Source organism: Sphingomonas sp., assembly GCF_019635515.1.
Classification (GTDB): domain Bacteria; phylum Pseudomonadota; class Alphaproteobacteria; order Sphingomonadales; family Sphingomonadaceae; genus Sphingomonas.
The window spans coordinates 853,685-880,632 of sequence record NZ_JAHBZI010000002.1; the positions used below are offsets into that span (position 1 = coordinate 853,685).

Sequence of the window (26,948 nt, forward strand, 5' to 3'; positions counted from 1 at the left end):
GGTGAGTTATAAAAGAGAAATTGCTGCAGCCTTTAAATGTTGGCGCGGTAATAATTAAGGAGAGAGTATCGTGCTTAAATCAATTCTTCTTGCGACATCTATGCTTGTTGCTGCTCCTGTCTTTGCACAGGATAAGCCGGCGACTGCGGAATCGCAGCCGGTGCAGACCGCGCCCGCCACTACTACCGAAGCACCTGCGACCGATGACGCTGCGCCGGCCGCGACGGCCGCACCGGCCACGACCGCTGAGGCTTCGCCGCAGACCGCGGCGCCGGCAACGCCCGCGCAGCCCGCACCGGTTGATGCGGCTGCCGCGCAGCCTGCCGCAGCGCAGCCCGCTTCGAGCCAGGAGCAGGTCGCGATGGCCGTGGGCCGCGATTTCGGGACCTACGACACCGATGGCGATGGCACGCTGAATGCCGCCGAGTTTGCCAGCTGGATGAGCGCGCTCCGCAAGGCCGCCGAGCCAAGCTTCATGCCGGATTCGCCCGAAGCCAAGACATGGGCGGCGCAGGCGTTCACCACGGCGGACGCCGATAAGAGCGCTTCGGTCAACAAGCAGGAGCTGACCACGTTCCTGACCCCGAAACCTTCCTAAACGCCGTACGCATGGCGTTACTCCCGACGCCCGCCGGACTTGCCTCCGGCGGGCGTTTGGGCGTTCAGGCGGGACACTTGCCCTTGATGAGCAGCGGTGCCGCGGTGCGCACCCAGGCGATGTCGCGGTCGCGCTGGGGTACCACGTCGCTGCGCAGAATGGGGATGCGGGCGACTTCCTTGCCCGACTGCGTCAACACCAGCGCGCCTTCGCCATTGTCGAACGCGGTGACCAGCGCGTCGAGCTCGTCCTGCGGCCATTCGCTGTCATAGGGATTGGACGATCCGGGTTGTCCGGCCTCGCCGCCGATCAGCGCCAGATCGTAGAAGCCGCTGTTGAGGCGCACCGGTTTGGACAGCATGCTGCCGGCCTGAAGCTGAAGCGCCAGGGATTCGAACGGCGCAAGGCGCGCACCGGCGAAGCGCCCGGTGCTGAGCGATATGCGGGCGATATGCGCACGGCCCGCCGGCGCGCCCGTGGCGTCGAGGAAGAACTCGTAATTGATCCCTAAATAGGCGTGAAGATCGCTCTGCGGGCCGAACAGCTTGGTGCCGCCGGCGGGATAGACCGCATGCTCGGGATCGCCGCGATGCTCGAAGGCAATGTCGGCCTTGTACCGGCCATCGCCGGTCTCGCGCAGATCGACGGTGTTCGCCATGCAATAGAGATGACCTTGATAATCCTTCTTCGCGGCGGTCTGCGCCAGCGCCGGGGATGCGGCGCACAAAGCGGCGGCTAGCAACGTACCTGTGAATTTCATCAATTCCCTCCTATCATCAGATCAGCCCTTGCCCGCGCAGGCTGGAATGGCCTTCGGCACCCATGATGATGTGATCGTGCACCGCGATGCCGAGGCGCTTGCCGGCATCGGCGATATTGCGGGTGATCTCGATATCGGCGCGGCTGGGCGAGGGATCGCCCGAAGGGTGGTTATGGACAAGGATCAATGCCGCCGATTTGAGCTCCATCGCGCGGCGCACAACCTCGCGGACATAGACCGCGGCTTCGTCGATCGAGCCCTCGCTCATCACTTCGTCGCGGATCAGCATGTTCTTCGAATTGAGGTGCAGGACGCGGAAGCGTTCGTTGCCGTGATGCGCCATGTCGGCACGAAGATAATCGAGCAGCGCCTGCCAGTTGGCGAGCACGGGCTTTTCAGCGACCTGGGCCCGGAGCAGGCGCAACGCCGCGGCATGGGCGATCTTGATCGCCGCCGCGCTGGTCTCGCCCATGCCCTTCACCCGCAGCAGATCGGCGGAATCAGCAGTGAGCACCCCGGCGATGCCGCCGAACTCATGAAGCAATGCCTTGGCCAAGGGCTTGGTGTCGATGCGGCGTATGGCCAAGCCGAGGATATATTCGACCAACTCGTGATCGAGCAGCGCGTCCGCGCCGCCTTCGAATAGCCGCTGGCGCAGGCGCTCGCGATGGCCGCTATTGTCGGGGGCGTCGGACATGGCCGAAGGCGTATCGGGAGTGGGGAGGACACGCAATCTCCGCGATCGCCAGAGCGGCTTGGTTGCAGTGCGGCACCGGTGTTGACTCGAAGCCATGCCCTGCTAAAGCGCCCGTGCCTTGGCGGGCTCGCCTTTGGGCACAAGCGCTTGGCCCTGCCGGTGACGGCATCTGGGAGAAGCGAATTGGCCGAAGAAGAGCCCGGACTGGACCCCTTGCCCGAGGATGCACGCCTTAACTCGCTCGACGAGCGATTGCGGCGAGCGAAATCGGACGAGGCGATCAGAAACGGCGGCGGCAGCGATAAGGGCCAGGGGGATTACAACCTGGGCAATCGCGTGCTGGCCGAGCTGGTCGGCGGTATGGCCGGAGGTGCGCTGATCGGGTGGGTACTCGATCGTTTTCTGGGCACTTCCCCCTGGCTCCTGCTCGTCTTGCTCTTCTTGGGCATCGGATCGGCGTTCAGGAACATCATTCGGATTTCGAACCAGCGCTCGAAGTGATTCTTCGGGCGCTTTGGCTAATGAGGCGGACGAACAAGCGTGGCGGCTGAATCAGGCAAGATCGACCCGATGCACCAGTTCCAGATCCAGACGATCTGGGATCCGGGCTTCAGCATCGCGGGTCATCCGATCGTCCTCACCAATTCGGCGGTGTGGATGATCGCGGCGGCGGTGCTGCTCTGGGCGTTCATGCTGATGGGCATGAAGCGCCAGGTGATCCCGACCCGCGGCCAGATGCTGGTGGAGAATTTCACCGGTTTCGTCACCAAGCTGGTAGACGATAATATCGGCCATGGCGGGCGCAAATACACGCCGTACATCTTCTCGCTGTTCATGTTCATCCTGTTCGCCAACCTGATCGGCCTGCTGCCGCTGGGCCTCGTCGGCGTGCATCCCTTCACTTTCACCAGCCACTTCACGGTCACCGGCGTGCTGGCGATCATGAGCTTCGCGATCGTGCTGATCGTCGGCTTCTGGAAGCATGGCATCAAGTTCTTCACCCTGTTCATCCCGCACGGCACGCCGCTGCCGATGGTGCTGGTGATCTTCCCGATCGAGCTGGTCTCGTTCCTGTTCCGCCCGTTCTCGCTGGGTCTGCGACTGTTCGTGGCGATGATCGCCGGGCACATCCTGTTGAAGGTCCTTGCGGGCTTCGTCATCAACGCCGCCAATGCCAGTCCGGTCTGGGGCGGGGTGGTCGGCATTCCCAGCTTCGTGCTGATGATCGGCGTTTCGGCGCTCGAAGTGCTGGTCGCCGGCATCCAGGCCTATGTCTTTGCGCTGCTCACGTCGCTGTACATTCACGACGCCGAGCATCTGCACTGAGTTTTCCGTACCAACCTAAAGATACAAGCAGGAGTTTTTGAAATGGACGCAGAAGCAGCAAAGCTGATCGGTGCAGGTCTTGCCGCCATCGGCGCCGGCATGGCCGCCATCGGTGTGGGCAACGTGTTCGGTTCGTTCCTCGAGGGTGCGCTGCGCAACCCGGGTGCGGCCGATGGCCAGCAGGGCCGCCTCTTCATCGGCTTCGCGGCCGCCGAGCTTCTCGGTCTGCTCGCGTTCGTCGTCGCGATGATCCTGATCTTCGTCGCGTAACTTGTCGCCCAGTTCGGGCCGGGGATGACCCGGCCCGCAACCGGACAGGATTGAAATGCCCCAGATCTCCCAGCTCGCCGAGACGTATGCATCCCAGATCTTCTGGCTGCTGCTGACGTTCGGCTTCGTCTTCTTCGTGGTCGGCAAGATGATGCTGCCCAAGGTGCTGTCGACCGTCGACGCGCGTGACCAGTCGGTCGCGGGCGATCTCGCGGCGGCGGAAGCCGCGCGCGCCGCGGCGGACCAGGCCGAGGAAAATTGGCGGGTTCAGGAGAATGCGGCGCGCGAAGCCGCCCAGAAGCGTATCGCCGAGGCGCGCGCCAAGGGCAGCGCCAAGGCCGAAAAGACCCTCGCCGCGGCTGGCGCCAAGAACGATGCCAAGCTGGCCGATGCCGAAGCGCGCATCGCCGATGCCAGCAAGGCGGCGATGGCCGAAATCGAAGCGGTAGCGGCCGACGCGGCGGCGGACATCGTCGCCCGAATCTCGGGTGCGAAGGTGACATCCGCCGAGGCGAAGACTGCAGTGAAGGCGGCGCTCAATGGCTAATCTCCAGGCACCCGATGCTGGCGACGCCGCGGTCGCGCAGAACCTTTCCGAAGCCAAGCATGGCGAAGGCATGGACGTGCCGCACACCGGCACGGACGCGCTGACCACCGGCACCGAAGCGCATGGCGGCGCGCATGCTCCCGATCCCACGCTGTTCGGTTTCATGGACGCGACCGTCTGGGTATCGGTGGCGATGGCGGTGTTTATCGTGGTGCTGCTGTGGAAGAAGGTGCCGTCGCTGATCACGCGCGGGCTCGACAACCAGATCGCAGCGATCCGCACGCGTCTCGACGAAGCGAAGCAGCTTCGCGCCGAGGCCGAAGCGCTTCGCGACGAATATGCCAGGAAGATCGCCGGCGCCGAAGCCGAGGCAGCGGCGATGATCGCCCATGCCGACGAGGAGGCGAAGGGCGTGCTGGCCAAGGCCGAGGCTGATGCCAAGGACCTGACCAAGCGCCGTGCCAAGATGGCCGAGGACAAGATCGCCGCCGCCGAGCGCGCCGCGCTTTCCGAGATCCGCGCCAAGACCGCCGAGGCCGCCACCAGGGCCGCCGCCGCGATCATCGCGCAGAAGCACGACGCGGGCGCCGACAAGGCGCTGGTCGACAAGACGATCGCGGGTCTGGGCCGGCTCAACTGACGCTGGACTGGCGGTTCGCGATTTGGGAAGCCCCGGCCTGAGCGCCGGGGTTTTTCGTTTGTGCTCGTTCTCCTGCGAAAGCAGGAGTGCAGGGTCGGGCGTTCGTGGCTCCGGGCTCCTGTTTTCGCAGGAGCATAAGAGTCAGAGGTCGTTCTGGATCACGCCGATCCAAACCTTCCGATCATCCGCGATCCGCCCTTCGGCATCGGTGTGCCAGTCCGAGCGCGTGACCGAACCGCCGACCTTCTGGAACCAGACATTGCCGCCGATCGAACTGCACATGCCATTGCCGGCCGCGACGACGATATCGACATGCGAGTCGAAGAAGCGCCGGGCGTCGAGCTGCTCCAGCGCCTCGGCATAGCTGCCCGGAGGGTCGCGTTCGCCGCGCGCGTTCCAGATCAGGTCGCCGACGCGCGGGGAGAATAGTGCCGGATCGTGGAGTATCAGTTTGCCGCTCATCCCGTCATGACGGCGGATGCGATCGACATAGACCGAATGGGTCTCGTCACCCCGGAACGCGCCGCCCGCGCCGGCCTCGGCAAAGCACCAACTGATGAACGCCGCCGACCAGGGCTCGGGGGTCAGCCCGTCCCATGTCGGCCTGCCGACCGCATCCCAATATTCGCCGATCCGCGCCGTCTGCGGCGGTTCATCGAGATTGGCGCCGAGATCCCAGTGATCGTCGAGATGCCGGGTGGTGCGGCGGAAGAAATCCCATTCGCGCGCCGCAACGGCGATCAGCCTTTCGGCAATGTCGCCCATGAGCGCACTCCTTGAGGCGGCGCGCGGGCAGCCCGCGCGCCTGCCGATTATTCCGCCATCAGCGGGATCTGGGCCCGGGCATCGGCGTAGGGATCGCTGATCTGCGTGCCGCCCTTGCGATAGCAGATGAACTCCAGCATGGCTTCGTTGATGCTGTCCTTCCCGGGCACTTTGTGGTCATTGATCGTCAGCGACGCCTCGGTGCTAATATGCTTACCCGACGCGTCGAAATAGCTATATTCGAGCGTGCGGAAATAATTGCCGGGGCAATCATATTCGGAGCGGACTTCGGTGGAGAAAACTCCGGAATTGCCGTTGAGCTGCTCCTTGTAGACGCTCTTGGTGATCGCGATGATCTTGCCGCCGAGGGGGCGCACGCTCGCCAGATCGACATAGCTCATCTGCTTGGCATTGCCGCCGACGCGGTACCAGCTTTGCGCGGAAGCCTGACCAGGCACGGACATGAGCAAGGCGGTCGCCGCCGCAGCGATAATCAGACGCATAAATCGAGCCTCAATATGGAATCTTCCGGCAGTCTGGCACGGCTTTGCCCGCGCGGAAAGATCAGTCTTTCGCGGCACCAGCGTGGCGCCCGGCGCGCCGTCAAGCTAAGGGTCACGAATGACCACGCAACGCTGGCTCAACATCGCCGCGATCCTGACCGCCGCGCTCATTCTGCTCGCGCTCTTCGCGGCGTGGCGCAGCGCGCATCCGCGCCCGCTCACCGCGGAGGAAATCCGCGAACGCACCGCCGCCGAGATCAACCGCATCGAAGCGCGCGCCGCCGAAATGGAGCGCAACGCGTCCACGCCTTGAGGTGGAACTATATTTCTCTTCGTCACCCCGGCTCAAGGCCGGGATGGCGAATATATGGACCAGCGCCGAATCCCTAGGGCTTGCGGAAGCGGTAGACGAACTGGTCGGTCTTGCCGCGGATCGCCTTGTCGAAGACGGTCAGGCTGTGATCGTCGGCAGGATTGCGCAGCACTGGCAGCTCACCGTCATAGACGAAGCCCGCCGATTCCACGTCCGCGCGCGCCGCGGCCGGATCGATGCGGTGGAGCGTATCGGGCGCCTTCATCCCGGGATCGGCATTGGCGACGTGATCGGCGACGATCAGCACGCCGCCGGGTTTGAGTGAATCATAGAGCTTCCTGGCGGCGACCTTGCCGAAATCGGGGGTAGCGAAGGCCGGGGTGTGGAGATCGTGCCAGTTCTCGAAGGTGAAGATTATGTCGAGTGGCTCAGGGAAAGCGAAGTCGGCGCCCGGCACCATCGAGACGGTGACATTGGCATAGGTGTCGCTGAGCGGCTTGGCGTTGGGATCGGCATATTTGGCGAACTCGGCGGGCTGATAGCCATAGACATGGCCGTTGGGTCCGACCGCGGTGGCGACGATGCGCGACCAATAGCCGCCGCCCATCACGAAATCGCCGACCTTGTCGCCCGGCTTGACCCCGGCAAAGGCCAGCACTTCCGCCGGGTGCCGCGAAGCATCGCGAGCGCGGTCGGCTTCGGGGCGGGAGGGATCGGCAAGCCCGGCGGTGATCGCGGATTCGGCCGATTGGGCATGCGCCGCGAAGGGGGTGGCGAGGGCGAGCAAGGCGGTGGCGACGAGCAGCTTCATGGCAATCTCTCCCGGAATTTCGCGGGACTATGGACCGATCCTGGGCGGGATCAAGTTGCCGTGAGTCCGCCGCGCTCCTAGATCACTAGCCGACCATGTCCGACCCCAATTCCCCCAATCGCTTCAACGAGGAAAAGGCGACCTATGCCGTGCGCGGCTCGGAAATGCCGGACCTCGATGCCGGGGTGTCGGCGATCCGCAATGTCGTGAAGACGCTGCCGGCGCGGCCCGGCGTCTACCGGATGCAGGATGCGCGCGGCGACGTGCTGTATGTCGGCAAGGCACGGGCGCTGAAGAACAGGGTGACCAACTACACCCAGGTGTCGCGGCTTTCGAAACGGCTGCAGCGGATGGTGGCGCAGACCCGGTCGATGACGATCGTCACCACCAACAACGAAGCGGAGGCGCTGCTGCTCGAGGCGCAGCTGATCAAGCGCTATCGCCCGCCCTATAATGTGCTGCTGCGCGACGATAAGAGCTTCCCGTTCATCCTGCTGCGCGCCGATCACGCCTTTCCGCGCGTCCAGCTCCATCGCGGCGCGCGGCGGGCCAAGGGGGACTATTTCGGTCCGTTCGCGGGGGCGGGACAGGTGCGTAAGACGCTCAACGCGCTGCAGAAGCTGTTCCTGCTGCGGAGCTGCACCGACGGTTTCTTCGCCACCCGTGACCGGCCATGCCTGCTCTATCAGATCCGCCGCTGCTCGGCGCCGTGCGTCGGGCGGATCGACGAGGCCGGCTATGCCGAGCTGATGGCCGACGCCAGGGACTTTCTGGCCGGCAAATCGACCAAGGTGCAGACCAAGCTGGGCGAGGCGATGACCGCCGCCGCCGAGCGGATGGACTTTGAGCAGGCGGCGGTGCTGCGCGACCGATTGAAGGCGCTGACCTTCATTCAGGGCAGCCAGGCGATCAACGCCGAGGGCGTGGGCGATGCCGATATCTTCGCGATGGCGTGCAAGAGCGGCGTGATGGGCATCCAGGCCTTCTTCATCCGCGGCGGCCAGAATTGGGGGCATCGCAGCTTCTTTCCTACGCACACCCAGGACGTGCCCGAGGACGAGGTGCTGAGCGCCTTCCTGATGCAATTCTATGAGGAGGTGCCGCCACCGCGGAACGTGTTCGTCGACCGCGCGCTGGCCGAGGCCGAGCTGCTGGCTGAAGCGATGGCCGAGCGGGCGGGGCACAAGGTCGAACTGAGCGTGCCGCAGCGGGGTCCAAGGCGGCGGCTGATGGATCAGGCCAAGCGCAACGCCGTCGAGGCGCTCGACCGGCGGATGGCGGAGAGCACGACCCAGGCGCGGCTGCTTGCCGAGATCGCCGATGTGTTCGAGCTGCCCGACAGCCCCGAGCGGATCGAGATCTATGACAACAGCCATATCCAGGGCGCCAATGCCGTGGGGGCGATGGTCGTCGCCGGGCCGGAGGGGTTCCGCAAGGGCCAGTATCGCAAGTTCAACATGAAGCGCCCCGAGACCATCGCCGGCGACGATTACGGGATGATGCGCGAGATGCTGTCGCGCCGCTTCGCCCGCGCGCAGAACGAGGATCCGGACCGCACGCAGGGCGACTGGCCCGATCTGGTGCTGATCGATGGCGGGCGCGGCCAGTTGAGCACGGCGATGGGCGTGCTCGAGGATCTCGGCATCGAGGATGTCTGCATGGTCGGCGTGGCCAAGGGGCCGCACCATGGCCGCGAGGGGCGCGAGGTGTTTCACCTGATGGACGGGCGCGAGCTGATGCTGCCGGTCAATTCACCGACCTTGTTTTTCATCCAGCGGCTGCGCGACGAGGCGCACCGCTTCGCGATTGGCGTCCACCGCGAGAAGCGTGCCAAGGCGATCGGCGCCTCGCCGCTCGACGAGGTGCCGGGAATCGGCCCGGCGCGGAAAAAGGCGCTGCTGATGCATTTCGGGACGGCGCGGGCGGTGCGCGGCGCCAGCCTGGAGGATCTGCAAAAGGCGCCGGGGGTGAGTAAGGCGATGGCGCAGCAGCTCCACGATTATTTCAACGCGCGCTGAGCGGCTTCCCGAAAAGGGCCAATGCGGCCAGACAAGCGCTTGTATGCCGGTTCCCAGCCGTTAGGTTCGGAGAACATCAGGGGGATCGGATGCTGCGGAAATCACTCGTTTTAGTTGCGGCTCTGTGCAGCTGCGCCACCATCGCGCATGCCGGCGACAAGCCATTGTATCAGGCGGCGCCGGCCTGGGTGAAGCCCGCGCCCGCGATCGATGCCGGCAAATTGAGCGATGCCGATCCGATCATGCTGATGCTCGATCAGCAGCAGCGCGTGAGCGAAGGCGCGGTGTGGAGCTATGTCGAGATGGCGATGCGCATGGCTTCGCCACAGGTGCTGATGCAGTCCGGCACGATCCCGCTGGTGTGGGATCCGTCCAAGGGCGATCTGATCGTCCATAGCGTCGAGATCATCCGCGGCACCGAGCGGATCGACGTACTGGCCGGGGGCAAGCGTTTCGAGGTGCTCCAGCGCGAGCAGCAGCTGGAGAACGCCGCGCTGAACGGAATGCTGACGGCGACGTTCGCGGTCGAGGGCATTCGCGTGGGCGACGTGCTCAAGGTTGGCTTCTCGATCACGCGCAAGGACCCCGCGCTCAACGGCCATGTCCAGACGATCGCGCCGCTGATCGCCGAGCCGATACGGTTGCAGTTCGGCCGGGTCCGGGTGATGTGGCCGCAGGCGATGAACCTGCGCTGGCGCTCGTACATGAAGACCGCCGATCTCAAGCCGGTCGACACGCCCGACGGCTTTCGCGAGCTCAATCTCCAGATGCCGGTCGCCAAGCCCGCCGAGGTGCCGAGCGACGCGCCGCTGCGCTACCAGCCGCTGCCGCTGCTCGAAGCGACCGATTATGCCGGCTGGGCCGATGTCTCGAAGGGGATGGCGGTGCATTACCGCACCGAGGGGACGATCGCGCCCGGCAGCCCGCTGGCCGGCGAGGTCGCGAAGATCGTGGCGGCGACCAGCGATCCGCGCCTGCGCGCGGCGATGGCGCTGCAACTGGTGCAGGACAAGGTCCGCTACCTCTTCAAGGGAATGGATACCGGCAATTATGTGCCCCAGGCGCCGTCGCTGACCTGGTCGGTGCGCTATGGCGATTGCAAGGCCAAGTCGATGCTGCTGCTCGCGATGCTGCGGGCGATGGGGATCGAGGCCGAGGCGGTGCTGGTCAGCATGGACGCTGGCGATCTCGTGCCGGCGCGGCTGGAGATGCCGGGCGCGTTCAACCATGTCATCGTTCATGCGACCATCGGCGGAGAGGGCCTGTGGCTCGACGGCACCGGCGCCGGCGCGCGGCTGAGCGATATCGGCGACGTGCCGCCATTCCGTCACGCGCTGCCGCTGCGCGACGGCGGAGCCGAGCTGCTGCCGATGACGCCAAAGCCAAACGCGCGCCCGACCACCGATGCCGAAATCGAAGTCGATGCCAGCGCGGGCGTGCTGTTCCCGGCGCCGTTCAAGGCGCGGTTCACGGTGCGCGGGCAACAGGCGGAGTTGCTCCGCGTGGTCGCCGCGCAATCGGACAAGGACAGCACCAACAAGATGATCGACGCGATCATCGGCGCGCAGGTGGGCACCAGTTCCGAGATCGTCGACCGCAGCTTCAAATATGACGAGGCGACCGCGACCGCGCTCGTGACCGCCAGCGGCATCACCTATCCCGAGTGGAAGAAGGTCGAGGGCCGCTTCAGGGTGAAGCTCGATCCGACGATCGAGGGCATCAGCTTCTCGCCGGACCGAGCGCGCCCGGCGTGGCGCGACATCCCGGTGAGCAGCGGCGCCTATGACGATACGCGCGTGCTGCGGCGCATGCATCTGCCGAACGAAGGCAATGGCTTCACCATCGAGGGCAATCGAATCCTGCCGCCGATGCTCGCCGGGGTGGTGCTCAAGCGCAGCGTCACGCTCGACAGCGGCTGGCTGACGATCGAGGACCGCTCGGTCACCGGCGTCGGCGAAATTGCGCCGGCCGATATTCCGGCGACGCGGGCGCAGGTCGCGCAGGCCAAGGCGCGGATGCTGACGGCGGTGGCGCCGCAGGGATATCCGCCCTTGTTCCGCCAGATCGAAGCGGCGCGGCGGAGCAAGACGCTCGATCCGATCCTCGCGGTCTACGCCAGGCAGATCGCCGAGAATCCGGACGAGGTGGAGGGCTATACCGACCGCGCCTGGTTCCTCGAACGCACCTATGACCGCAAGGCGGCGCTCCGTGACGTCAGCAAGGCGCTGGAACTGGAGCCGACGGCGGCACGCTATCTGTGGCGCGCGCGGCTCTATTCGATGCTGAACGACGACAAGGCCGCGATGGCCGATGCCCGTGCGGCGCTGGAGCTCGAACCGGCATCGGCGCAGGCGACTGGCCTGGTCGCCTCGCTGCTCGCCAGTTCGGGCAAGCGCGACGACGCGATCACGATGATCTCGGAAAAGATCGACGAAGGCGGTGACGACAAGCCGATCTATCAGAACGCGCTTGCCGACCTGCTCGCCGATGGCGGCCGCGTCGATGAAGGGCTGGCGATTCTAGATAACGCGATCGCCGCGGCGCCGGGCAAGCCCGACCTGCTCAATTCGCGCTGCTGGATGAAGGGCACCCGCAACGTCGCGCTGGAATCCGCGCTCAAGGACTGCACCAAGTCGATCGAACTGAGCGACGATCCCGGCGCGGCGCTCGACAGCCGCGGGATGGTCTATTTCCGGATGAACCGGATGGAGGACGCGCTCGCAGATTTCGACGCCGCGCTCGAGGATATGCCGGACCGGGCCGCCAGCCTGTATATGCGCGGCATCATCCGCAAGCGCAGCGGCGCGCCCGATGCCGAGGCGGACCTCGCGGCCGCCCGGCTGATCGCGCCGCGGATCGACGAAGCCTATGGCAAGTATGGGATCAAACCCTAGGCGTCGCACGGATTTGGAGTTTCTTCACTCGCACGCGCTAAGCCACGCAGCATGGCGACGCGCGTCTTCATCACGATCGATACCGAGCTCATGTGGCGGCACCACGTCGCGGGGCTCGATATGGCGACCATCGTCCAGCGGTCGCTGGAGCCGGCGGGCGTGGGCGTGGGTTGGCAGCTTGCCCAGCTCAAGCGCCACAATCTCAAGGCGTGCTTCTTCGTCGATCCGATGCCGGCGCTGGTCTACGGCCTCGATCCGATCAAGCGCGTGGTCGGTGCGATCCTGGAGGCGGGGCAGGAGGTGCAGTTGCACGTCCATCCCAACTGGACCGGGGCACATGCCGGCGACAAGGGCGCGACGCACGGGCCGTTCGAACTGATCGATTACAGTTTCGACGAGCAGGTCGGGCTGTTGCGCGGGGCGAGCGATATGCTGGTCGCGGCGGGTGCGCCCGAGCCGATCGCGTTCCGTTCGGGCAGCTATTCGGCGAGCGACGACACGTTGGGCGCGCTGGCGCAATTGGGCTTCGAATATGACTCCAGCCACAATGGCTCCGAGCATCCCTGGCCGAGCGCGATCTCGCTGCCGGTCACCCAGATCGCCCCGATCGGGCATCGCGGGCTGATCGAAGTGCCGGTGACGCTGATCGAGGACCAGAAAGGGCATTTGCGCCATTTCCAGATCTGCGCGCTGTCGGTCGGCGAGATGCAGGCGGCGCTCGATCATGCCGTGAAGCACGATCATGCCGCGGTGACGGTAGTCAGCCACGGCTTCGAGCTTGCAAATCGCGCAGGGACGCGGCCTAACGCGGTGCATGTGAAGCGCTTCGAGGCGCTATGTGCCATGTTAGCCAATCGCCGGGGGGTATTGGTGACGGAATTTTTCGGCGACCGGCCAAAGCTGGCGTTGGGTCGCGATGACAAGCCGCTGGGGCCGAACACGCTCCGCACGCGCCTGCGCCAGGCCGAGCAGCTTTGGTCGAACTGGGTCGAGGAGCGCGCGGCGTGAATGCGATGAGCGATATCGCCGCCCAGCCAGCGCCCCATCGATCGGATATGGCGCGTCCGATCCAGCTCAAGTTCGAGATCGGCGCCCGCACCCTGATGGCGATCCAGCGCTCGCTGGTGCGCATTCCCCAGAGCCTGGAGGATGCCCGGGCCGGGATGCTGCCCGAATTGCCGGCGCTGGAGCGCGACGCGCATGGCTATGCGATCACCTCGCTGCCGGAGACCCTTCAGTCGATGATGGTGTCGGCGTCGGGTGACATGCTGCCGTTCGTGCGGCAGCGCTACACGCGCTACTTCATCGATTTCTCGGTCGGTTTCGAAGGCTGGTGGAACGGTCTGTCGGCGAACGCGCGGCAGGGGTTGAAACGCAAGGCGAAGAAAATCGCGGCGGAAAGCGGTGGTGATCTCGACGTGCGCAGCTTCTCGCGGCCGAGCGAGCTGGACGAATTCCACGACGTCGCGCGGCGGATTTCGCTGCGCACTTATCAGGAGCGGCTACTGGGGTCGGGTCTGCCCGACAGCCCCGAATTCCTTCGCGAGATGGTGGCGATGTCGGCGCAGGACCGGGTGCGGGCGTGGTTGCTCTACATCGCGGGCGAGCCTGCGGCCTATCTCTACTGCCCGATCGTCGGCGACAATGTGATCTACGCGCATGTCGGCCATGACCCTGCGTTCAACGATCTCTCGCCGGGCGCGGTGCTGCAGCTGGAGGCGATGCGCGACCTGTTCGACGAGAACCGCTTCGCGCGCTTCGACTTCACCGAGGGAGAAGGCCAGCACAAGCGCCAGTTCGCGACTGGTGGGGTGCCGTGTATCGACCTGCTGCTGCTGCGGCCGTCGCTGGCCAATCGCGTGACAATGGCGGCTTTGGGCGGGTTCAATCGCGGCGTCGCGCTGGTGAAGCGCGGGGTGAATGCCGCGGGGCTGGGCAAGCTGGCGAAGAAGGTGCGGCGGGGCGGCTGATTAGCGCTGACTCCAGGCTGCGCTGCAAATGATGATAGCGCCCAATATCAAACCGAACCCCGCAACTAGTGACTCGCCTATCCAAAAGTCGCCTGTTTGGAATTCTGACAGTGCGGCAGGCATGAAAAATATGGCCATAACGGAAAGCCCGGCTGCCAATCGTTTCTGACCTGTCGCGAAGCCAATTCCTGCGCCCACGAGTGTCGCGGCTATAGCCTTGATCATATGCATTTGCCCTTTCCGTTGCACGGTCGAGGCTATGGCGGCGGTGACAGGCAATAATGAGCGATCCGTGAGCATTCGCTGAAATCGCTGCATCGCCATTCATGACGCGAGGTTTTACACAGTCCCCATGTATATCCGCGCCGAAGCCATCATCCTGAGCGTCCGTGCGCATGGCGAGCATGGGGCGGTGGTGCGGGCGCTTACCGAGGCTGACGGCTTGCAGGCCGGATATGTGCGGGGCGGGCGGTCGCGGGCGATGCGGCCCATCCTCCAGCCGGCCAATCTCGTGCTCGGCGAATGGCGGGCGCGAACCGAGGAGCAATTGCCGGGGCTGACCGTCGAGCTGATCCACAGCCGTGCGCCGATGTTCGGCGAGCCGCTGCCCGCCGCGGCGTTCGAATGGGCGACGGCGTTGACCGCTTCGGTGCTGCCGGAGGGTCAGCCCTATCCGCATGTTCATGACGCGCTCGACGGCGTGCTCGGGGCGATCGAGGCGGCGCCGGCGGCGCGGGGCTGGGCGGTGGCGCTGGTGCGTTATGAGCTTCTGCTGCTCGCCGAGCTGGGCTTCGGGCTCGATCTGGAGCGCTGCGCCGCGACTGGGGCGACGCAGGAATTGCACTTCGTCAGCCCGAAGAGCGGGACTGCCGTCAGCCGGATCGGCGCGGCGGGATATGAGAATCGACTGCTTCGCCTGCCGCCATTCCTGACGCTCGGCGGGGCGGCGGAATGGGGCGATATCCTCGACGGATTGAAGCTGACCGGGCATTTCCTGGAGCGCGATCTGCTGATCGGGAAAAGCGCGGATGTGATCGCGGCGCGGGCGCGGCTGGTCGATCGGCTCAAGCGCGCGGTTGCGTAAGCGGGAAGGGATCGGCAAAGCGGCCCAAACCATATGGGAGCGGGCATGCCGTTGATTGCTGTTCTGCCGGGTGACGGAATCGGGCCCGAAGTTACCGCCGAAGCGCGTCGCGTGCTGGAGGCCCTCAATCTCGATCTCCAGTTCGAGGAGGCGCCGGTCGGTGGCGCGGGCTATCTCGCGTCCGGCCGGCCGCTGCCGCCCGAGACGCTGGCGCTGGCCAAGCGCGCCGACGCTGTGCTGTTCGGCGCGGTCGGCGATCCGCGCTTCGAAGCGCTGGAGCGGCGGCTGCGGCCCGAGGCGGCGCTGCTGGCGCTGCGCCGCGAACTGGGGCTGTTCGCCAATATCCGCCCGGCCACGCTGTTTCCCGGGCTGGAGAGCGCGTCCCCGCTCAAGCCCGAGGTGGTCGCCGGGCTCGATATCGTCATCGTCCGCGAGCTGACCGGCGACGTTTATTTCGGCGAGAAGGGCCGCCGCAACAATCAGGAAGGCCTGCGCCAGGGCTATGACTGGATGTCGTATGACGAGGCCGAGGTCGAGCGGATCGCGGTCGTCGGCTTCGAGATGGCCAAGCGCCGCAAGCGCAAGCTCTGCTCGGTGGACAAGGCCAATGTGCTCGAGACTTCGCAGCTGTGGCGCGACGTGGTCAACGAAATCGCCGTGCGATATCCCGAAGTCGAACTGACCCACATGTATGTCGATAACGCGGCGATGCAGCTGGTGAAGCGCCCCGCCGATTTCGATGTGATCGTCACCGGCAATCTGTTTGGCGACATCCTCTCCGATCAGGCGAGCATGTGCGCGGGGTCGATCGGGATGCTGCCCTCGGCGTCGCTCGGCGACTGGAGCGGGGCCAATGGCATGTACGAGCCGATCCATGGCAGCGCGCCCGATATCGCCGGGCAGGGCAAGGCCAATCCCTGTGCCGCGATCCTCTCGGCGGCGATGCTGATGCGGCATTCGCTGAACGACGAGGCAAGCTTCCAGCGGATCGAGACCGCGGTGATAAAGGCGATCGCCGGTGGTGCGCGGACCCCGGATCTGGGCGGCACGATGACGACGCGCGAAATGGGCGATGCGGTGCTGCGGGAGCTTAAGTGACTCCCGATCTGCTCGAACTCGCCGTCGTCATCCCGACCTTCAACGAGCGGGGCAACGTCGCCACGCTGGTCGCCCGGCTCGACGCGGCATTGGCCGGGCGCAATTGGGAGGCGATCTTCGTCGACGACGACAGCCCCGACGGCACCGCCCAGGCGGTGCGCGAGTTGGCGCGGCTCGACAAGCGGGTGCGAGTGATCCAGCGGATCGGGCGGCGCGGGCTTTCGACCGCGTGCATCGAGGGCATGTGCGCGACCGCGGCGCCGTTCGTCGCGGTGATCGACGGCGACATGCAGCATGACGAGACCAAGCTGGCCGAAATGCTCGATGCGCTGGAAGCCGACGATACCCTTGAGGTCGTGATCGGATCGCGCTTCTGCGAAGGCGGCTGCACCGGCGAATGGGACAGCGACCGTGTGGCGAAGTCGGCATTCGCGACCCGGCTGTCGCGCCGGGTGCTCAAGGCCGATTTGACCGATCCGATGAGCGGCTTCTTCATGATCCGCACCGGGATCGTCCGGCAGATGGTGCCGACGCTGTCCGGCATCGGCTTCAAGATCCTGCTCGATATCATGACCGCTTCGCCGCAGCCGCTGAAGTTCGCCGAAGTGCCCTATGTGTTCCGCACGCGGACCGAGGGCGAGAGCAAGCTCGATCACGTCGTAGCGATGGAATATCTGATCGCGCTGTATGACCGGATGTTCGGCAAGGTCGTGCCGGTGCGGTTCGCCATGTTCTCCGGGATCGGCGCGCTGGGGGCGGGGATCCATTTTCTGATCCTCGGCGTGCTGTTCCGGATGATGGCCTTGCCCTTCGTGGCGGCGACGATCGTCGCGACGGTGGTGGCGATGACCTTCAACTTCTTCCTCAACAACGCGCTGACCTATCGCGGCCAGCGGCTGAAGGGCGCGAAGGCTTTGTGGGCCGGCTGGGTGAGCTTCTGCATCGTCTGCTCGGTCGGCGCGGCGGCGAATGTCGGCGTCGCGGCGTTCCTCCACAATGTCCAGCATGGCGACTGGCGGCTTTCGGCGCTGGCCGGGATCATGGTCGCGGCGGTGTGGAATTTCGCGCTGTCGTCGCGCTTCACCTGGGGGCGCTACTAGGCCTTGCCGTAGCAGGTGCCGGAGAGGCGGATCAGGCCGTCCTCGACCTCGCAGGCATTGCTTTCATCGAACCAGTAAAGGATCGGTCCAGACGTGCCACGGGTCAGCGCGCCGAGAAATTCGTCGCGCAGATACCAGCCCAGCACTTCCTCCGTCGCGGCGGGCCATTGGCTTAGGTGCTCGACAGGCGGAAAGCCGGCCGCGGAGAGTTCGTCCTCACCGCCGAATTGCCGATAATCGCGCTCCAGCTCATCGCGCAACGCCGCATATGCCGGAGCGATCATCGCGATCATCGCATCATTGTCGATGGTCAGCGTGAAATCGTGCCGCCGCATATCCGAGCGCGCCGAGCTGAGGCTCATCTCGGGCACGACGAAGGCGCTTGGCGGCGTCTCGATCCCGTCGATATGGAGGGCGCGGATGACGCTCACGCCCAGCTGGGAATCCACATCCAATGGCGGAAGCCCTGATCGCTGCCGAGCGGCGAGGCGGCGAGGATCGGATAGAAATAGACGAACGCCACCAGGCTGGCGGCGGCGAACCATTCCTCCCAGCCGCGATTCCTGCCCCGGTCGAAATGATGGAAGGCGACAGCCAGTGCCAGGCAGATGAAGATGCCCGAGAGGTGGTAGTAATAATAAAAGCCGAGCGACTTGGGGATGACGATGTAGATCGCCAGGCTCGCGGTCCACAGCAGCGCCATCGCCAGCGGGCGGATCGCCTTGTCCTTGAACCACGCCCAATAGCAGGCCAGCACCGCCAGCAGCCCGCCCCACATCACCACCGGATTGCCGATCAGTAGCACGCCGCGCTGGGCGCCGTCGTCATACTCGTAGAAATACCAGATCGGGCGGATCAGCAGCGGCCAGCTCCACCAGTTCGACTGATAGGTATGCGGCTGCAGCACCTGGGTCTGGAGCGCATACATATCCCATTGCTGGGCGAACAGGCCGGGCAGGCTGAGGGGCTCGTTGACGTAGAAGAAAGCGGGGAAGAAGGTCAGGAAATAGACCGTGATGCTGACCGCGCCCAGCAACGCCAAAGCCGGGATCGCGGGCAGGCCGCTCCAGTGCCGCTGGTCCTTGCCCGACAGCGCCGTGGCGAGCGGCTTCTTGGCTAGGCGCGCGTCGCGGGCGCGGATGACGAGGAAGGCGGCGGCGGCGAGCGCGATATAGGGGATCGCCGACCATTTGACCCCGGTGGCGAGGCCGAGCAGCGCGCTGGCGGCGATCCAGCGCCACCACACCGCGCGACCCTGTCCCCGCATCGCCCATAGCATCAATACCAGGCCCCAGAGCAGGAAGGCGCCGAGGAAGATGTCGAGCATCGCCGTCCGTGCCTGGACGAAGATCGTCTGATTGAACAACGCCAGCGCCGCGCCGATCAGAGCCGGGCGCATCGTCCCGAGCAGCAGCCACAGCAAGGCGAACACGCCGAGCACGGTGGCGGTGCCGGCGAGGCTCGGCATGAGCCGCCAGCCGACCGGATTGTCGCCGAACAGCATCATGCCCGCCGCGATCAGCTCCTTGCCGACCATCGGATGCTCGATATTGCGCGGGCCCGAGAGATCGAGGATCGCCTGGGCGGCGGGCACGTAATGGACCTCATCGAACATGATCCGAGTCGGCCGGTCGATATGCACGGTGAAGAGCGTTTGCGCCGCAAGACCGATCAGCAGCGCGACGATCCAGGGGCGGGTTTGGAGAGCCTTGACGCGTTCGAGCATGGCCGAGCGATAAACTATCATTTCGCCCCCGTCATGCGGGAGTTGGTTGACGGGGGCGGCTTCGCGCCTGCAAAGCGCTGTGCATGAAGCGCCGTACCGGACAGGATCCGAGCATCACCCGTACCTGGAAGCCCGCGACGCAGGCGATCCGGGGCGGCACGGCGCGTTCGGAATTTGGCGAGACCAGCGAGGCGCTGTTCCTCACTTCGGGCTATAGCTATGACTGCGCGGCCGACGCCGCGGCGCGCTTCGCCGGCGAGCAGGCAGGGATGACCTATTCGCGGCTGCAGAACCCGACCGTGCAGATGCTCGAGGAGCGGATCGCATTGCTGGAGGGCGCAGAGGCCTGTCGGACGATGTCGACGGGTATGGCGGCGATGACCGCGGCTCTGCTGTGCCAGTTGCAGGCGGGCGATCATCTGGTCGGCGGACGCGCCGCGTTCGGCTCGTGCCGCTGGCTGACCGATACGCTGCTGCCCAAGTTCGGCATCGAGACGACGATCGTCGATGCGCGCGACACGCAGCAATTCGAGGATGCGATCCGGCCGAACACCAAGGTGTTCTTCTTCGAAACCCCGGCCAATCCGACGATGGACGTGGTCGATCTCGAAGCGGTGTGCGGGATCGCGCGGCGGCACGGCATCGTTTCGGTCGTCGATAACGCCTTCGCGACGCCGGTACTGCAGCGGCCGATGGAATTCGGCGCCGATGTGGTGGCTTATTCGGCGACAAAGCTGATGGACGGGCAGGGGCGCGTGCTGGCCGGTGCGGTCACCGGCACAGAGGATTTCATCACCAACACGCTGCTACCCTTCACCCGCAATACCGGTCCCAACCTGAGCCCGTTCAACGCCTGGGTGGTGCTGAAGGGGCTGGAGACGCTCGATCTGCGCGCGCGGCGGCAGAGCGACAATGCGCTCGAAGTCGGGCGCTTCCTCGAAGGGCGGGTGGCGCGGGTGCTGCATCCCGGCCTGCCGAGCCATCCGCAGCACGACCTGGCGATGCGCCAGATGGATGCGGTCGGCCCGATCTTCGCGTTCGAAGTCGATGGCGGGCGCAAGCGGGCGCACGCTTTGCTCGACGCGCTCGAGCTCATCGATATCTCGAACAATATCGGCGACTCGCGCTCGCTGATGACGCATCCGTCCTCCACCACGCATTACGGCGTCAGCGAGGAAGTGCGGCTGGAGATGGGCGTCACCGAAGGGTTGCTGCGGCTCAATGTCGGGCTCGAGGATCCCGAAGACGTGATCGCCGATCTCGACCGGGCGCTGACGGTGGCCGGGCTGTGATCATGAAGGCGCTGTTCGCCGAGGAAGCGGAGACGCGCGGGATCACCGTCCGCGTCTCGGTCAGCTACCTTCCCGAACAGTCGGAGCCGACACGCGGGCGCTGGTTCTGGGCCTATCACATCCGTATCGAGAATGGTTCAGGCGCCACCGTGCAGTTGCTGACGCGGCACTGGACGATCACGGATGGCCGCGGCGGCAAACATACCGTGGAAGGCGAAGGCGTGGTCGGCGAGCAGCCGCTGATCGCGCCGGGCGGCAGCTTCGACTATGTCTCGGGCTGCCCGCTGGCGACGCCGACCGGCCATATGCAGGGCAATTACCGGATGGTCGGCGAAGACGGCGAAGGCTTCGACGTGGCGATCCCGAAATTCGCGCTGCTCGCCCCGGCGGTAGCCGAATGAAGCGCACCCATCTTCCCCTGAACGGCCTGCGGGTGCTCGACGCGGCCGCGCGGCACTTGTCGTTCACCCGCGCGGCGGACGAGTTGGCGGTGACCCCGGCGGCGGTAGGCCAGCAGATCCGCGCGCTCGAGGACACGCTGGGCGTTGTGCTGTTCCGGCGCACCACCAAGGGGCTGGAGCTGACGCAGGAGGGCGAGGCCGGGCTGGTCGCGCTGCGGGCCGGGTTCCTCCAGTTCGAGGAGAGCGTGCGGGCGATGCAGGCCGGGCAATCGTCCAAGTCGCTGACCATCGCCGCGCCGCGCGACCTGACCGCCAAATGGCTGATGCCGCGCCTGGCGGAGATCGCGCGCGGCGATGGCGAGCTGCGCTTCGTATTGGTGCCCGCCGACGATGCGATCGACTTCACCGAAGCCAATCTCGATCTCGCGATCCGCTGGGGCGAGGGACCGGGCGAGCATGAGGGCGAGGCGCTGGAAAGCGACGGCATGGTCACCGTCGAGCGGCCGGGCGGCGGGCAGGACGTCAAGATCTGCTGGCCCGGTTGCCTGGACGAGGACGCGGTCTCGCCGGTGCGCGTGTCGGACGCGGGACTCGCGCTCGACGCGGCTGCCGAAGGGCTGGGCCGTGCGACCGTGCCCGAACTGCTCGCGCGCGGCGATATCGCCGCCGGGCGGCTGGCGGTGGCCGGCGAGGCGAAGGTGTCGTCGCTCGGCTATTGGCTGGTCGCACCGCTGCCGCAGTGGCGGCAGAAGAAGGTCAAGGCGCTGGTCGACGCGCTGGCATCGTGAGACCGATCCCGGTCCTCGAGACCGCGCGACTTCGCCTGCGGGAACGGACGGCGGACGATGCCGAGGCGCTGTTTCCCAGCCTCTCCGATCCCGAACTGATGCGCTGGTGGTCGCACGCGCCCTATACGCGGGTCGATGAAGTCCGGGCGATGTTCGCGGAGCCGTTCGACGTTTGGCGCGCATGGGCGATCACGATGAAGGGCGACGACACCGCGATTGGTTTCGTTGCGGTCGGCGAGAAGCGTCAGGGCAATGTGAGCGAGATCGGATACATGTTGGCCCGCGCGCATTGGGGCGCCGGCATCGCCCGCGAAGCAGTGTCGCGTGTGATCGAGCAGGTCTTCGCCGAGGGGCAGCGCCGCGTGTTCGCCGATACCGATCCCGACAACAAGGCTTCGCGCGCCTTGCTCGAACGGCTGGGGTTCAAGCGGGAGGGGTATCTCCGCGCCGAATGGGAAACGCATATCGGCGTGCGCGATACGACGCTGTACGGGCTGCTAAAGGAAGAATGGCGATGCTGAGAGCGCTGATTGCGGCCGTGGCCCTGATGTTCGCCGGGGCGGCGAGCGCGCAGAGCCTGGCGGTAAAGGTCGATGCCGAAGCCGCGCGGGCGGTGCTGGCGGCGGTGCGCAACCCCGCGCTGACCGAGGCCGAGGCGCTGGCGATCGCGCGATTGCCGGGAAACCAGGGGCTGATCCGCAAGGTGAGGAGCTATAACCGTCCCGCCGACGACAACCGGCTGGCTGAAGCTTTGCTCGCCGCTGCGCGGCATCGGGCGAGCGCGGAAGATGCCAATTACAAATTCGGCGCGGTGCGCGACGCCGCGGACAAGATCGCGCCCGTGGTTGAGGCTCTTGCCGATCCCGCTTCCTTGGCGGGAGTGCAGGCGCGGATCGCCTTGTTCACGCCGGGGCGGGTGAAGGGCGCGGCGGCCGGGTACCTGATCGCCGGTGGGCCTGCGGGCGGGTTCGCATTCGGAGAGCCCGAATTCTACCTCAACGTCGCGCGCTTTCCGGCGGCGTCGCTGGCGCGCGTGATCATGGCGCACGAGCTGTATCATGGGGTGCAGGGGCTCGCGATGGGGCTGAGGCCTGCCAGCGCGGCGGCCAGGGCCTGTCTGGCAAAGATGCCCGAGGCCGAAAATCTCGGCAATCTGTTTGCCTCGCTCCAGCAGGAGGGCATGGCAAGCTATGTCGGCGATGTGCTGGCGCTGCCGGCCGCCGATCTCGATGCCAAGACGGCGCGCGACAAGGCGCAGCGCGGCGTCGATCTGGTGGGGCGCAGCGTCACTTTGCTGGCGCTGTCGACGCATGCGCTGACGAGCGGATCGGCCATTGCCTATGAGGACATTTACGGCCTCGGTTTCTACGGCGACGAGATACTCTACTCGCTTGGCTATGTGATGGTCCGCGCGATTGCGAAGGAAGGCGGCAACGCAGCGGTAGCCGAACTGATCGACCAGCCCGGCGCGGCGTTCGTGATGCGCTACGTGTCGCTCGCGAATTACGGCAAGGGCAAGGACGCGCCGGAGATCGATCCGGTGACCGTGACTTGGGCCAAAAGGCTCGCGGAGTGCGGCTGAGATGGCGCCGCCCAACCTGAAGGACCCGGCCGAGCGCGCGGCCTACGCCCGTGAATTGCAGGGCGTGGCGCGCGGGGTGCGGCTGGCCGGATTGTGGCTGGCGGCGGCGGCCCTGGCGCTGCTGGCGGCGCGGCGCTTCGGCTGGTTCGACGCGCCGCTATGGATCGTGTTCACGGTGCTGGGGCTGGGCGCGATGCTGATAATCACCGGCATCGCCGCGCGCACCCGCTATCATTCGCTGCGGATGCGTGGCTAGCGTTCCCCGGCGAAAGCAGAGGGCCAGGATAACGGCGCGCATCGCTTGCGCGGCTCCGGGCTCCCGCTTTCGCGGGAGAACGGTTATTCTCGCGGCCCGGCGAACTTGACCAGCGCGCCCATCAGGCTCGCGAAGCGCATGTCCTCGACCGGTGCGGCGGTATCGTTCCAGCTCGCGGAGGCGGCGTACCAGGCGCCGTCGGCGCCCTGTAGCAACAGCGTCAGGTTGATGACGCCGGGCTCCGAGCCGCCCTTATAGCCGGCCCATTGATATTGCCCTTTGTCGATGGCGATGCCGGGATTCTTCGACAACACCGCGCGGGCATCCCGGCCCTTCTCGCCCTCGGTGTTGCGGCGTAGCCAGTCCATCACCCGGATCAGATCGGCGCTCGAGAAGAACCATTCGATCGTGTCGATCCGGCTCGGTTGCTTCGGCACGCCGGCCATCGCCACGAGCGGCGCGATGTCGGCACGCAGCACCTCGCCGTCGAGCATCGCGCGCTGGCCCTTCTCGTCGAGCGCGTTGTACTTGTCGGCGAGCGCGCCGTTCTGCAGCCACTTCAACTTGAACGCTTCGAGCGTCGACAGATAGGGGAGGTTGCGCGGATCGTGCGCGACGCCAAGCACCGGCAGCATCGCCTCGACCTTTTCACGGCCCAGCGTGGCGAGCAGGATATCGGTCGCGCTATTGTCGCTGATCGAGATCATCTCGGTGGCAAGCTCACGCAAGGACACCCTCGTGCCCGCCGGCTTCCAGTTATAGCCGCCAGCGGGCAGCATCCGCCCGTCAAGGGTGACCATGTCGTCCCATTTGCGCTTGCCGGCATTGGTCTCTCGGATCAGCTCGGCGAGGATGACGAGCTTGAACGCCGAGCCGACCGCGAAGCGCTGATCGGCATTGTGCGCCAGCGTCAGCGATGGCGCGCCGGTGCCGAGCTTGGCGAAGGCATAGCCGGTGGCGCCGTGGAGCTTGTCGAGCGCGGCGGTGGTTTCGGCGAGCGTCTTCTCGTCCGATTCCATGCCGGTGTAGCGCAGGCCTGTCACCTTGTGCGGCGGGGCGGCATCGACGCTCAGCTGGAAGAGCATCACGCCCTTTTCGGCGCGGATGCGGACGATGCCGGAAAGCGGCGTGACCGGTTTGACGCTTTCGATCGCGAGCAACTTGCCGCCAACGCCGGCGAGTTGGGTGCTGACTGTATCAAAGGTGGCCTTGGGTATCGCAGCTTGAAAGGCGGGGCCGAAATAGCTGTCATAGTCGCCGCTGCCGGCGACGACCGCGAGCAATTCCTGCGCACGCGCGGTGAAGGCGGGATCGGCCTGCACGGCGGCGGGTGCTGCCTGCGGTGCGGTCTGCGCGGCGGCGGGTGCGGCCAACGCAAAGGCTGCGAAGGCGAGCAGCCTATGCATCGATCGCGTCCTCCTCCAGCCGCGCGGCATTCTCCTGGATGAAGGCGAAACGGTGCGCGGGGTTGGTGCCCATCAGCCGATCGACCAGATCCTTGACCCCCATCCGCTCCTCATATTCCTGGGGGAGGGTGACGCGCAGCAGCCCGCGCGTGGCCGGATCCATCGTGGTTTCCTTGAGCTGGCCGGGGTTCATCTCGCCGAGACCCTTGAAGCGGCTGACCTCGACCTTCTTGCCCTTGAACTCGCCCGCTTCGATCTCGGCGCGGTGGGCGTCGTCGCGGGCGTAGAGCGACCTGGCGCCAACGGTCAGCCGGTAGAGCGGCGGTTGCGCCAGATAGAGGTGCCCGCGGCGGACGAGGTCGGGCATTTCCTGAAAGAAGAAGGTCATCAGGAGCGTGGCGATATGGGCGCCGTCGACATCGGCATCGGTCATGATGATGATGCGCTCATAGCGGAGATTGTCGGGCACACACTCCTTGCGGGTGCCGCAGCCCATCGCGAGGATCAGGTCCGCGATCTCCTGATTGGCGAGGATCTTGGCCGAGGTGGCGGAGGCGACATTGAGGATCTTGCCGCGGATCGGCAGGATCGCCTGGGTCTTGCGGTCGCGCGCCTGCTTGGCGCTGCCGCCGGCGCTGTCGCCCTCGACGATGAACAGCTCGGTGCCCGCCGGATCGTCCGCCGAGCAATCGGTAAGCTTGCCGGGCAGGCGCAGCTTGCGTGCCGATGTCGCGGTCTTGCGCTTGACCTCGCGCTCCTGCTTGCGGCGGAGGCGGTCGTCCATCCGCTCCAGCACATAGCCGAGCAGCGCCTTGCCGCGCTCCATATTGTCGGCAAGGAAATGGTCGAAATGATCGCGAACCGCCTTTTCGACGAGGCTGGCGGCTTCGGGTGAAGTCAGCCGGTCCTTGGTCTGCGACTGGAATTGCGGATCGCGGATGAAGACCGAGAGCATCAGCTCGCTGCCCGTCATCACATCGTCGGCGGTGATGTCCTTGGCCTTCTTGTTGCCGATCAGTTCGCCGAATGCGCGGATGCCGCGGGTCAGTGCAGTGCGGAGACCCTGCTCATGGGTGCCGCCATCGGGGGTGGGGATGGTGTTGCAATACCAGCTGTATGAGCCGTCGCTCCACAGCGGCCAGGCGACCGCCCACTCGACGCGGCCCTGCTGCTCGCCCGGAAAATCCTGCGCGCCGGCAAAGAAATCGGCGGTAGCGCATTCGCGGCCGGCGATCTGTTCCCTGAGATGGTCGGCGAGGCCGCCGGGGAACTGGAAGGTCGCCTCGGGCGGGGTCTCGTCGCTGGTCAGCGAGGGATCGCACTTCCAGCGAATCTCGACGCCCGCGAACAGATAGGCCTTGGAACGGGCGAGCTTGTAGAGCCGCGCCGGCTTGAAGTGCATCTCGGGGCCGAAGATCTCGGGATCGGGCGTGAAGGAGACGCTGGTGCCGCGGCGATTGGGCGTGCCGCCGAGATGCTCGAGCGGTCCGAGCGTCAGTCCCTGTGAGAAGCGCTGGCGATACAGCTGCTTGTCGCGCGCGACTTCGACGACTGTATCGACCGACAGCGCGTTGACGACGCTGGCGCCAACGCCGTGCAGGCCGCCCGAGGTCGCATAGGCCTTGCCGCTGAACTTGCCGCCCGAATGCAGCGTCGACAGGATCACTTCCAGTGCCGATTTGTCCGGGAATTTGGGATGCGGATCGACCGGCATGCCGCGGCCATTGTCGGTGATCGTCAGCCGGTTGCCGACATCGAGCGTGATCTCGATCCGGCTGGCATGGCCCGCGACCGCCTCGTCCATGGCGTTATCGAGGATCTCGGCGGCGAGGTGGTGCATCGCCCGCTCGTCGGTGCCACCGACATACATGCCGGGGCGGCGGCGGACGGGCTCGAGCCCCTCCAGCACTTCGATCGAGGAGGCGTCGTAGGAGCCGGGCGCGGCATTGGCGGGGGACGCGAACAGGTCTTCGGGCTTGGAGGGCATGGGGAAGGTATAGGGGGCGGAGAGTCGGGGGCGCAAGGCGACGGGCGGATTATCCACAGATGGCGCGCCACGCCCGCCATCATTCGATGGCCCCTCCCTTTCAGGAGGGGTGCAAG

The 26,948-nt window shown here is 65.9% G+C and carries 30 protein-coding genes; 20 read left to right on the forward strand and 10 right to left on the reverse strand.

The annotated features are described in order from the left end of the window. The first annotated feature begins 70 nt into the window (after window positions 1-70). On the forward strand, window positions 71-598 hold the full coding sequence (locus tag KF730_RS16495) for an EF-hand domain-containing protein (RefSeq protein WP_294099294.1): 528 nt from the start codon (window positions 71-73) through the stop codon (window positions 596-598). Between the two features lie 64 nt (window positions 599-662). On the opposite strand, the gene KF730_RS16500 is transcribed toward KF730_RS16495, so the two are convergent. Both KF730_RS16500 and radC read right to left on the reverse strand, forming a co-directional pair. Continuing rightward, complete coding sequence (locus tag KF730_RS16500; RefSeq protein WP_294099295.1) at window positions 663-1,358, reverse strand: hypothetical protein; 696 nt, start codon at window positions 1,356-1,358, stop codon at window positions 663-665. Between the two features lie 16 nt (window positions 1,359-1,374). Further along, window positions 1,375-2,055: a DNA repair protein RadC gene (gene radC / locus KF730_RS16505; protein ID WP_294099296.1), complete on the reverse strand. Its 681-nt coding sequence runs from the start codon at window positions 2,053-2,055 to the stop codon at window positions 1,375-1,377. Window positions 2,056-2,238: 183 nt separating this feature from the next. On the opposite strand from radC, the gene KF730_RS16510 reads away from it, so the two are divergent. The 5 genes from KF730_RS16510 to KF730_RS16530 are packed head-to-tail and all read left to right on the forward strand — an operon-like array spanning window position 2,239 to window position 4,838. Then, entirely contained in the window at window positions 2,239-2,556 is a 318-nt protein-coding gene (locus KF730_RS16510; RefSeq protein WP_294099297.1) for an AtpZ/AtpI family protein, read from the forward strand. A gap of 39 nt (window positions 2,557-2,595) precedes the next feature. Then, window positions 2,596-3,381, forward strand: coding sequence for a F0F1 ATP synthase subunit A (locus KF730_RS16515; protein ID WP_294099302.1), 786 nt, complete (start codon window positions 2,596-2,598; stop codon window positions 3,379-3,381). 42 nt (window positions 3,382-3,423) lie between these two features. Further along, window positions 3,424-3,651 (forward strand): F0F1 ATP synthase subunit C, encoded by a 228-nt coding sequence (locus KF730_RS16520; RefSeq protein WP_044330387.1) that lies wholly within the window; start codon window positions 3,424-3,426, stop codon window positions 3,649-3,651. A gap of 55 nt (window positions 3,652-3,706) precedes the next feature. Then, window positions 3,707-4,198 carry an ATPase gene (locus KF730_RS16525; protein WP_294099323.1) on the forward strand — a complete coding sequence of 164 codons (492 nt, stop codon included), beginning with the start codon at window positions 3,707-3,709 and terminating at the stop codon, window positions 4,196-4,198. Next, entirely contained in the window at window positions 4,191-4,838 is a 648-nt protein-coding gene (locus KF730_RS16530; RefSeq protein WP_294099325.1) for a F0F1 ATP synthase subunit B, read from the forward strand. The genes KF730_RS16525 and KF730_RS16530 overlap by 8 nt, the downstream gene beginning before the upstream one ends. 141 nt (window positions 4,839-4,979) lie before the next feature. On the opposite strand, the gene KF730_RS16535 is transcribed toward KF730_RS16530, so the two are convergent. Beyond that, a complete protein-coding gene (locus KF730_RS16535; RefSeq protein WP_294099327.1) occupies window positions 4,980-5,603 on the reverse strand; it encodes a DUF2272 domain-containing protein in 624 nt (207 codons plus the stop codon). 47 nt (window positions 5,604-5,650) lie between these two features. Continuing rightward, window positions 5,651-6,106, reverse strand: coding sequence for a surface-adhesin E family protein (locus KF730_RS16540; RefSeq protein WP_294099330.1), 456 nt, complete (start codon window positions 6,104-6,106; stop codon window positions 5,651-5,653). 118 nt (window positions 6,107-6,224) lie between these two features. Between KF730_RS16540 and KF730_RS16545 the strand changes: the two genes are divergently transcribed. Beyond that, a complete protein-coding gene (locus tag KF730_RS16545; protein WP_294099333.1) occupies window positions 6,225-6,419 on the forward strand; it encodes a hypothetical protein in 195 nt (64 codons plus the stop codon). A gap of 73 nt (window positions 6,420-6,492) precedes the next feature. Here KF730_RS16545 and KF730_RS16550 read toward each other — a convergent pair whose 3' ends face one another. Then, window positions 6,493-7,230, reverse strand: coding sequence for a methyltransferase (locus KF730_RS16550; protein WP_294099335.1), 738 nt, complete (start codon window positions 7,228-7,230; stop codon window positions 6,493-6,495). Between the two features lie 95 nt (window positions 7,231-7,325). Here KF730_RS16550 and uvrC point away from each other — a divergent pair, with 95 nt between their 5' ends. From uvrC to KF730_RS16570, 4 genes are all read left to right on the forward strand, one after another. Further along, window positions 7,326-9,248, forward strand: a complete 1,923-nt coding sequence (uvrC, locus tag KF730_RS16555; protein WP_294099337.1) for an excinuclease ABC subunit UvrC — start codon at window positions 7,326-7,328, stop codon at window positions 9,246-9,248. An 89-nt stretch (window positions 9,249-9,337) separates the two neighbouring features. After that, the gene (locus KF730_RS16560) at window positions 9,338-12,142 is read left to right on the forward strand and encodes a DUF3857 domain-containing protein (protein WP_294099339.1); all 2,805 of its coding nucleotides are present in this window, start codon (window positions 9,338-9,340) and stop codon (window positions 12,140-12,142) included. 51 nt (window positions 12,143-12,193) lie between these two features. Further along, window positions 12,194-13,150, forward strand: coding sequence for a polysaccharide deacetylase (locus KF730_RS16565; protein ID WP_294099340.1), 957 nt, complete (start codon window positions 12,194-12,196; stop codon window positions 13,148-13,150). 5 nt (window positions 13,151-13,155) lie between these two features. Next, complete coding sequence (locus tag KF730_RS16570) at window positions 13,156-14,112, forward strand: GNAT family N-acetyltransferase (protein ID WP_294099343.1); 957 nt, start codon at window positions 13,156-13,158, stop codon at window positions 14,110-14,112. On the opposite strand, the gene KF730_RS16575 is transcribed toward KF730_RS16570, so the two are convergent. Continuing rightward, window positions 14,113-14,436, reverse strand: a complete 324-nt coding sequence (locus KF730_RS16575; protein ID WP_294099345.1) for a hypothetical protein — start codon at window positions 14,434-14,436, stop codon at window positions 14,113-14,115. It lies immediately after the preceding gene. A gap of 28 nt (window positions 14,437-14,464) precedes the next feature. Between KF730_RS16575 and recO the strand changes: the two genes are divergently transcribed. The 3 genes from recO to KF730_RS16590 are packed head-to-tail and all read left to right on the forward strand — an operon-like array spanning window position 14,465 to window position 17,394. Next, complete coding sequence (gene recO / locus KF730_RS16580; protein WP_294099348.1) at window positions 14,465-15,196, forward strand: DNA repair protein RecO; 732 nt, start codon at window positions 14,465-14,467, stop codon at window positions 15,194-15,196. Between the two features lie 45 nt (window positions 15,197-15,241). Then, entirely contained in the window at window positions 15,242-16,294 is a 1,053-nt protein-coding gene (gene leuB / locus KF730_RS16585; RefSeq protein WP_294099351.1) for a 3-isopropylmalate dehydrogenase, read from the forward strand. Then, a complete protein-coding gene (locus tag KF730_RS16590; RefSeq protein WP_294099353.1) occupies window positions 16,291-17,394 on the forward strand; it encodes a glycosyltransferase family 2 protein in 1,104 nt (367 codons plus the stop codon). The genes leuB and KF730_RS16590 overlap by 4 nt, the downstream gene beginning before the upstream one ends. Here KF730_RS16590 and KF730_RS16595 read toward each other — a convergent pair. Both KF730_RS16595 and KF730_RS16600 read right to left on the reverse strand, forming a co-directional pair. Then, window positions 17,391-17,843: a hypothetical protein gene (locus KF730_RS16595; protein ID WP_294099355.1), complete on the reverse strand. Its 453-nt coding sequence runs from the start codon at window positions 17,841-17,843 to the stop codon at window positions 17,391-17,393. The genes KF730_RS16590 and KF730_RS16595 overlap by 4 nt on opposite strands. After that, the gene (locus KF730_RS16600) at window positions 17,822-19,120 is read right to left on the reverse strand and encodes a glycosyltransferase family 39 protein (protein WP_294099357.1); all 1,299 of its coding nucleotides are present in this window, start codon (window positions 19,118-19,120) and stop codon (window positions 17,822-17,824) included. The genes KF730_RS16595 and KF730_RS16600 overlap by 22 nt, the downstream gene beginning before the upstream one ends. A gap of 83 nt (window positions 19,121-19,203) precedes the next feature. Between KF730_RS16600 and KF730_RS16605 the strand changes: the two genes are divergently transcribed. From KF730_RS16605 to KF730_RS16630, 6 genes are read left to right on the forward strand one after another with little or no spacing between them, the layout of a single operon-like run. Further along, window positions 19,204-20,412 carry an aminotransferase class I/II-fold pyridoxal phosphate-dependent enzyme gene (locus KF730_RS16605; RefSeq protein ID WP_294099360.1) on the forward strand — a complete coding sequence of 403 codons (1,209 nt, stop codon included), beginning with the start codon at window positions 19,204-19,206 and terminating at the stop codon, window positions 20,410-20,412. Between the two features lie 2 nt (window positions 20,413-20,414). Next, entirely contained in the window at window positions 20,415-20,813 is a 399-nt protein-coding gene (gene apaG / locus KF730_RS16610; protein WP_294099362.1) for a Co2+/Mg2+ efflux protein ApaG, read from the forward strand. Beyond that, window positions 20,810-21,601, forward strand: a complete 792-nt coding sequence (locus KF730_RS16615) for a LysR family transcriptional regulator (protein ID WP_294099365.1) — start codon at window positions 20,810-20,812, stop codon at window positions 21,599-21,601. The genes apaG and KF730_RS16615 overlap by 4 nt, the downstream gene beginning before the upstream one ends. Next, complete coding sequence (locus tag KF730_RS16620; RefSeq protein ID WP_294099368.1) at window positions 21,598-22,122, forward strand: GNAT family protein; 525 nt, start codon at window positions 21,598-21,600, stop codon at window positions 22,120-22,122. The genes KF730_RS16615 and KF730_RS16620 overlap by 4 nt, the downstream gene beginning before the upstream one ends. Next, on the forward strand, window positions 22,110-23,183 hold the full coding sequence (locus KF730_RS16625; protein WP_294099370.1) for a DUF5700 domain-containing putative Zn-dependent protease: 1,074 nt from the start codon (window positions 22,110-22,112) through the stop codon (window positions 23,181-23,183). The genes KF730_RS16620 and KF730_RS16625 overlap by 13 nt, the downstream gene beginning before the upstream one ends. A gap of 1 nt (window position 23,184) precedes the next feature. After that, window positions 23,185-23,439, forward strand: coding sequence for a hypothetical protein (locus KF730_RS16630; protein WP_294099373.1), 255 nt, complete (start codon window positions 23,185-23,187; stop codon window positions 23,437-23,439). Window positions 23,440-23,522: 83 nt separating this feature from the next. Here the strand turns inward: KF730_RS16630 and KF730_RS16635 are convergent, their stop codons facing one another. Together KF730_RS16635 and parE are read right to left on the reverse strand one after the other, a co-directional pair. Further along, the gene (locus KF730_RS16635; protein WP_294099374.1) at window positions 23,523-24,845 is read right to left on the reverse strand and encodes a serine hydrolase; all 1,323 of its coding nucleotides are present in this window, start codon (window positions 24,843-24,845) and stop codon (window positions 23,523-23,525) included. Continuing rightward, window positions 24,838-26,832, reverse strand: coding sequence for a DNA topoisomerase IV subunit B (parE, locus tag KF730_RS16640; protein WP_294099379.1), 1,995 nt, complete (start codon window positions 26,830-26,832; stop codon window positions 24,838-24,840). The genes KF730_RS16635 and parE overlap by 8 nt, the downstream gene beginning before the upstream one ends. Window positions 26,833-26,948: the final 116 nt, after the last annotated feature.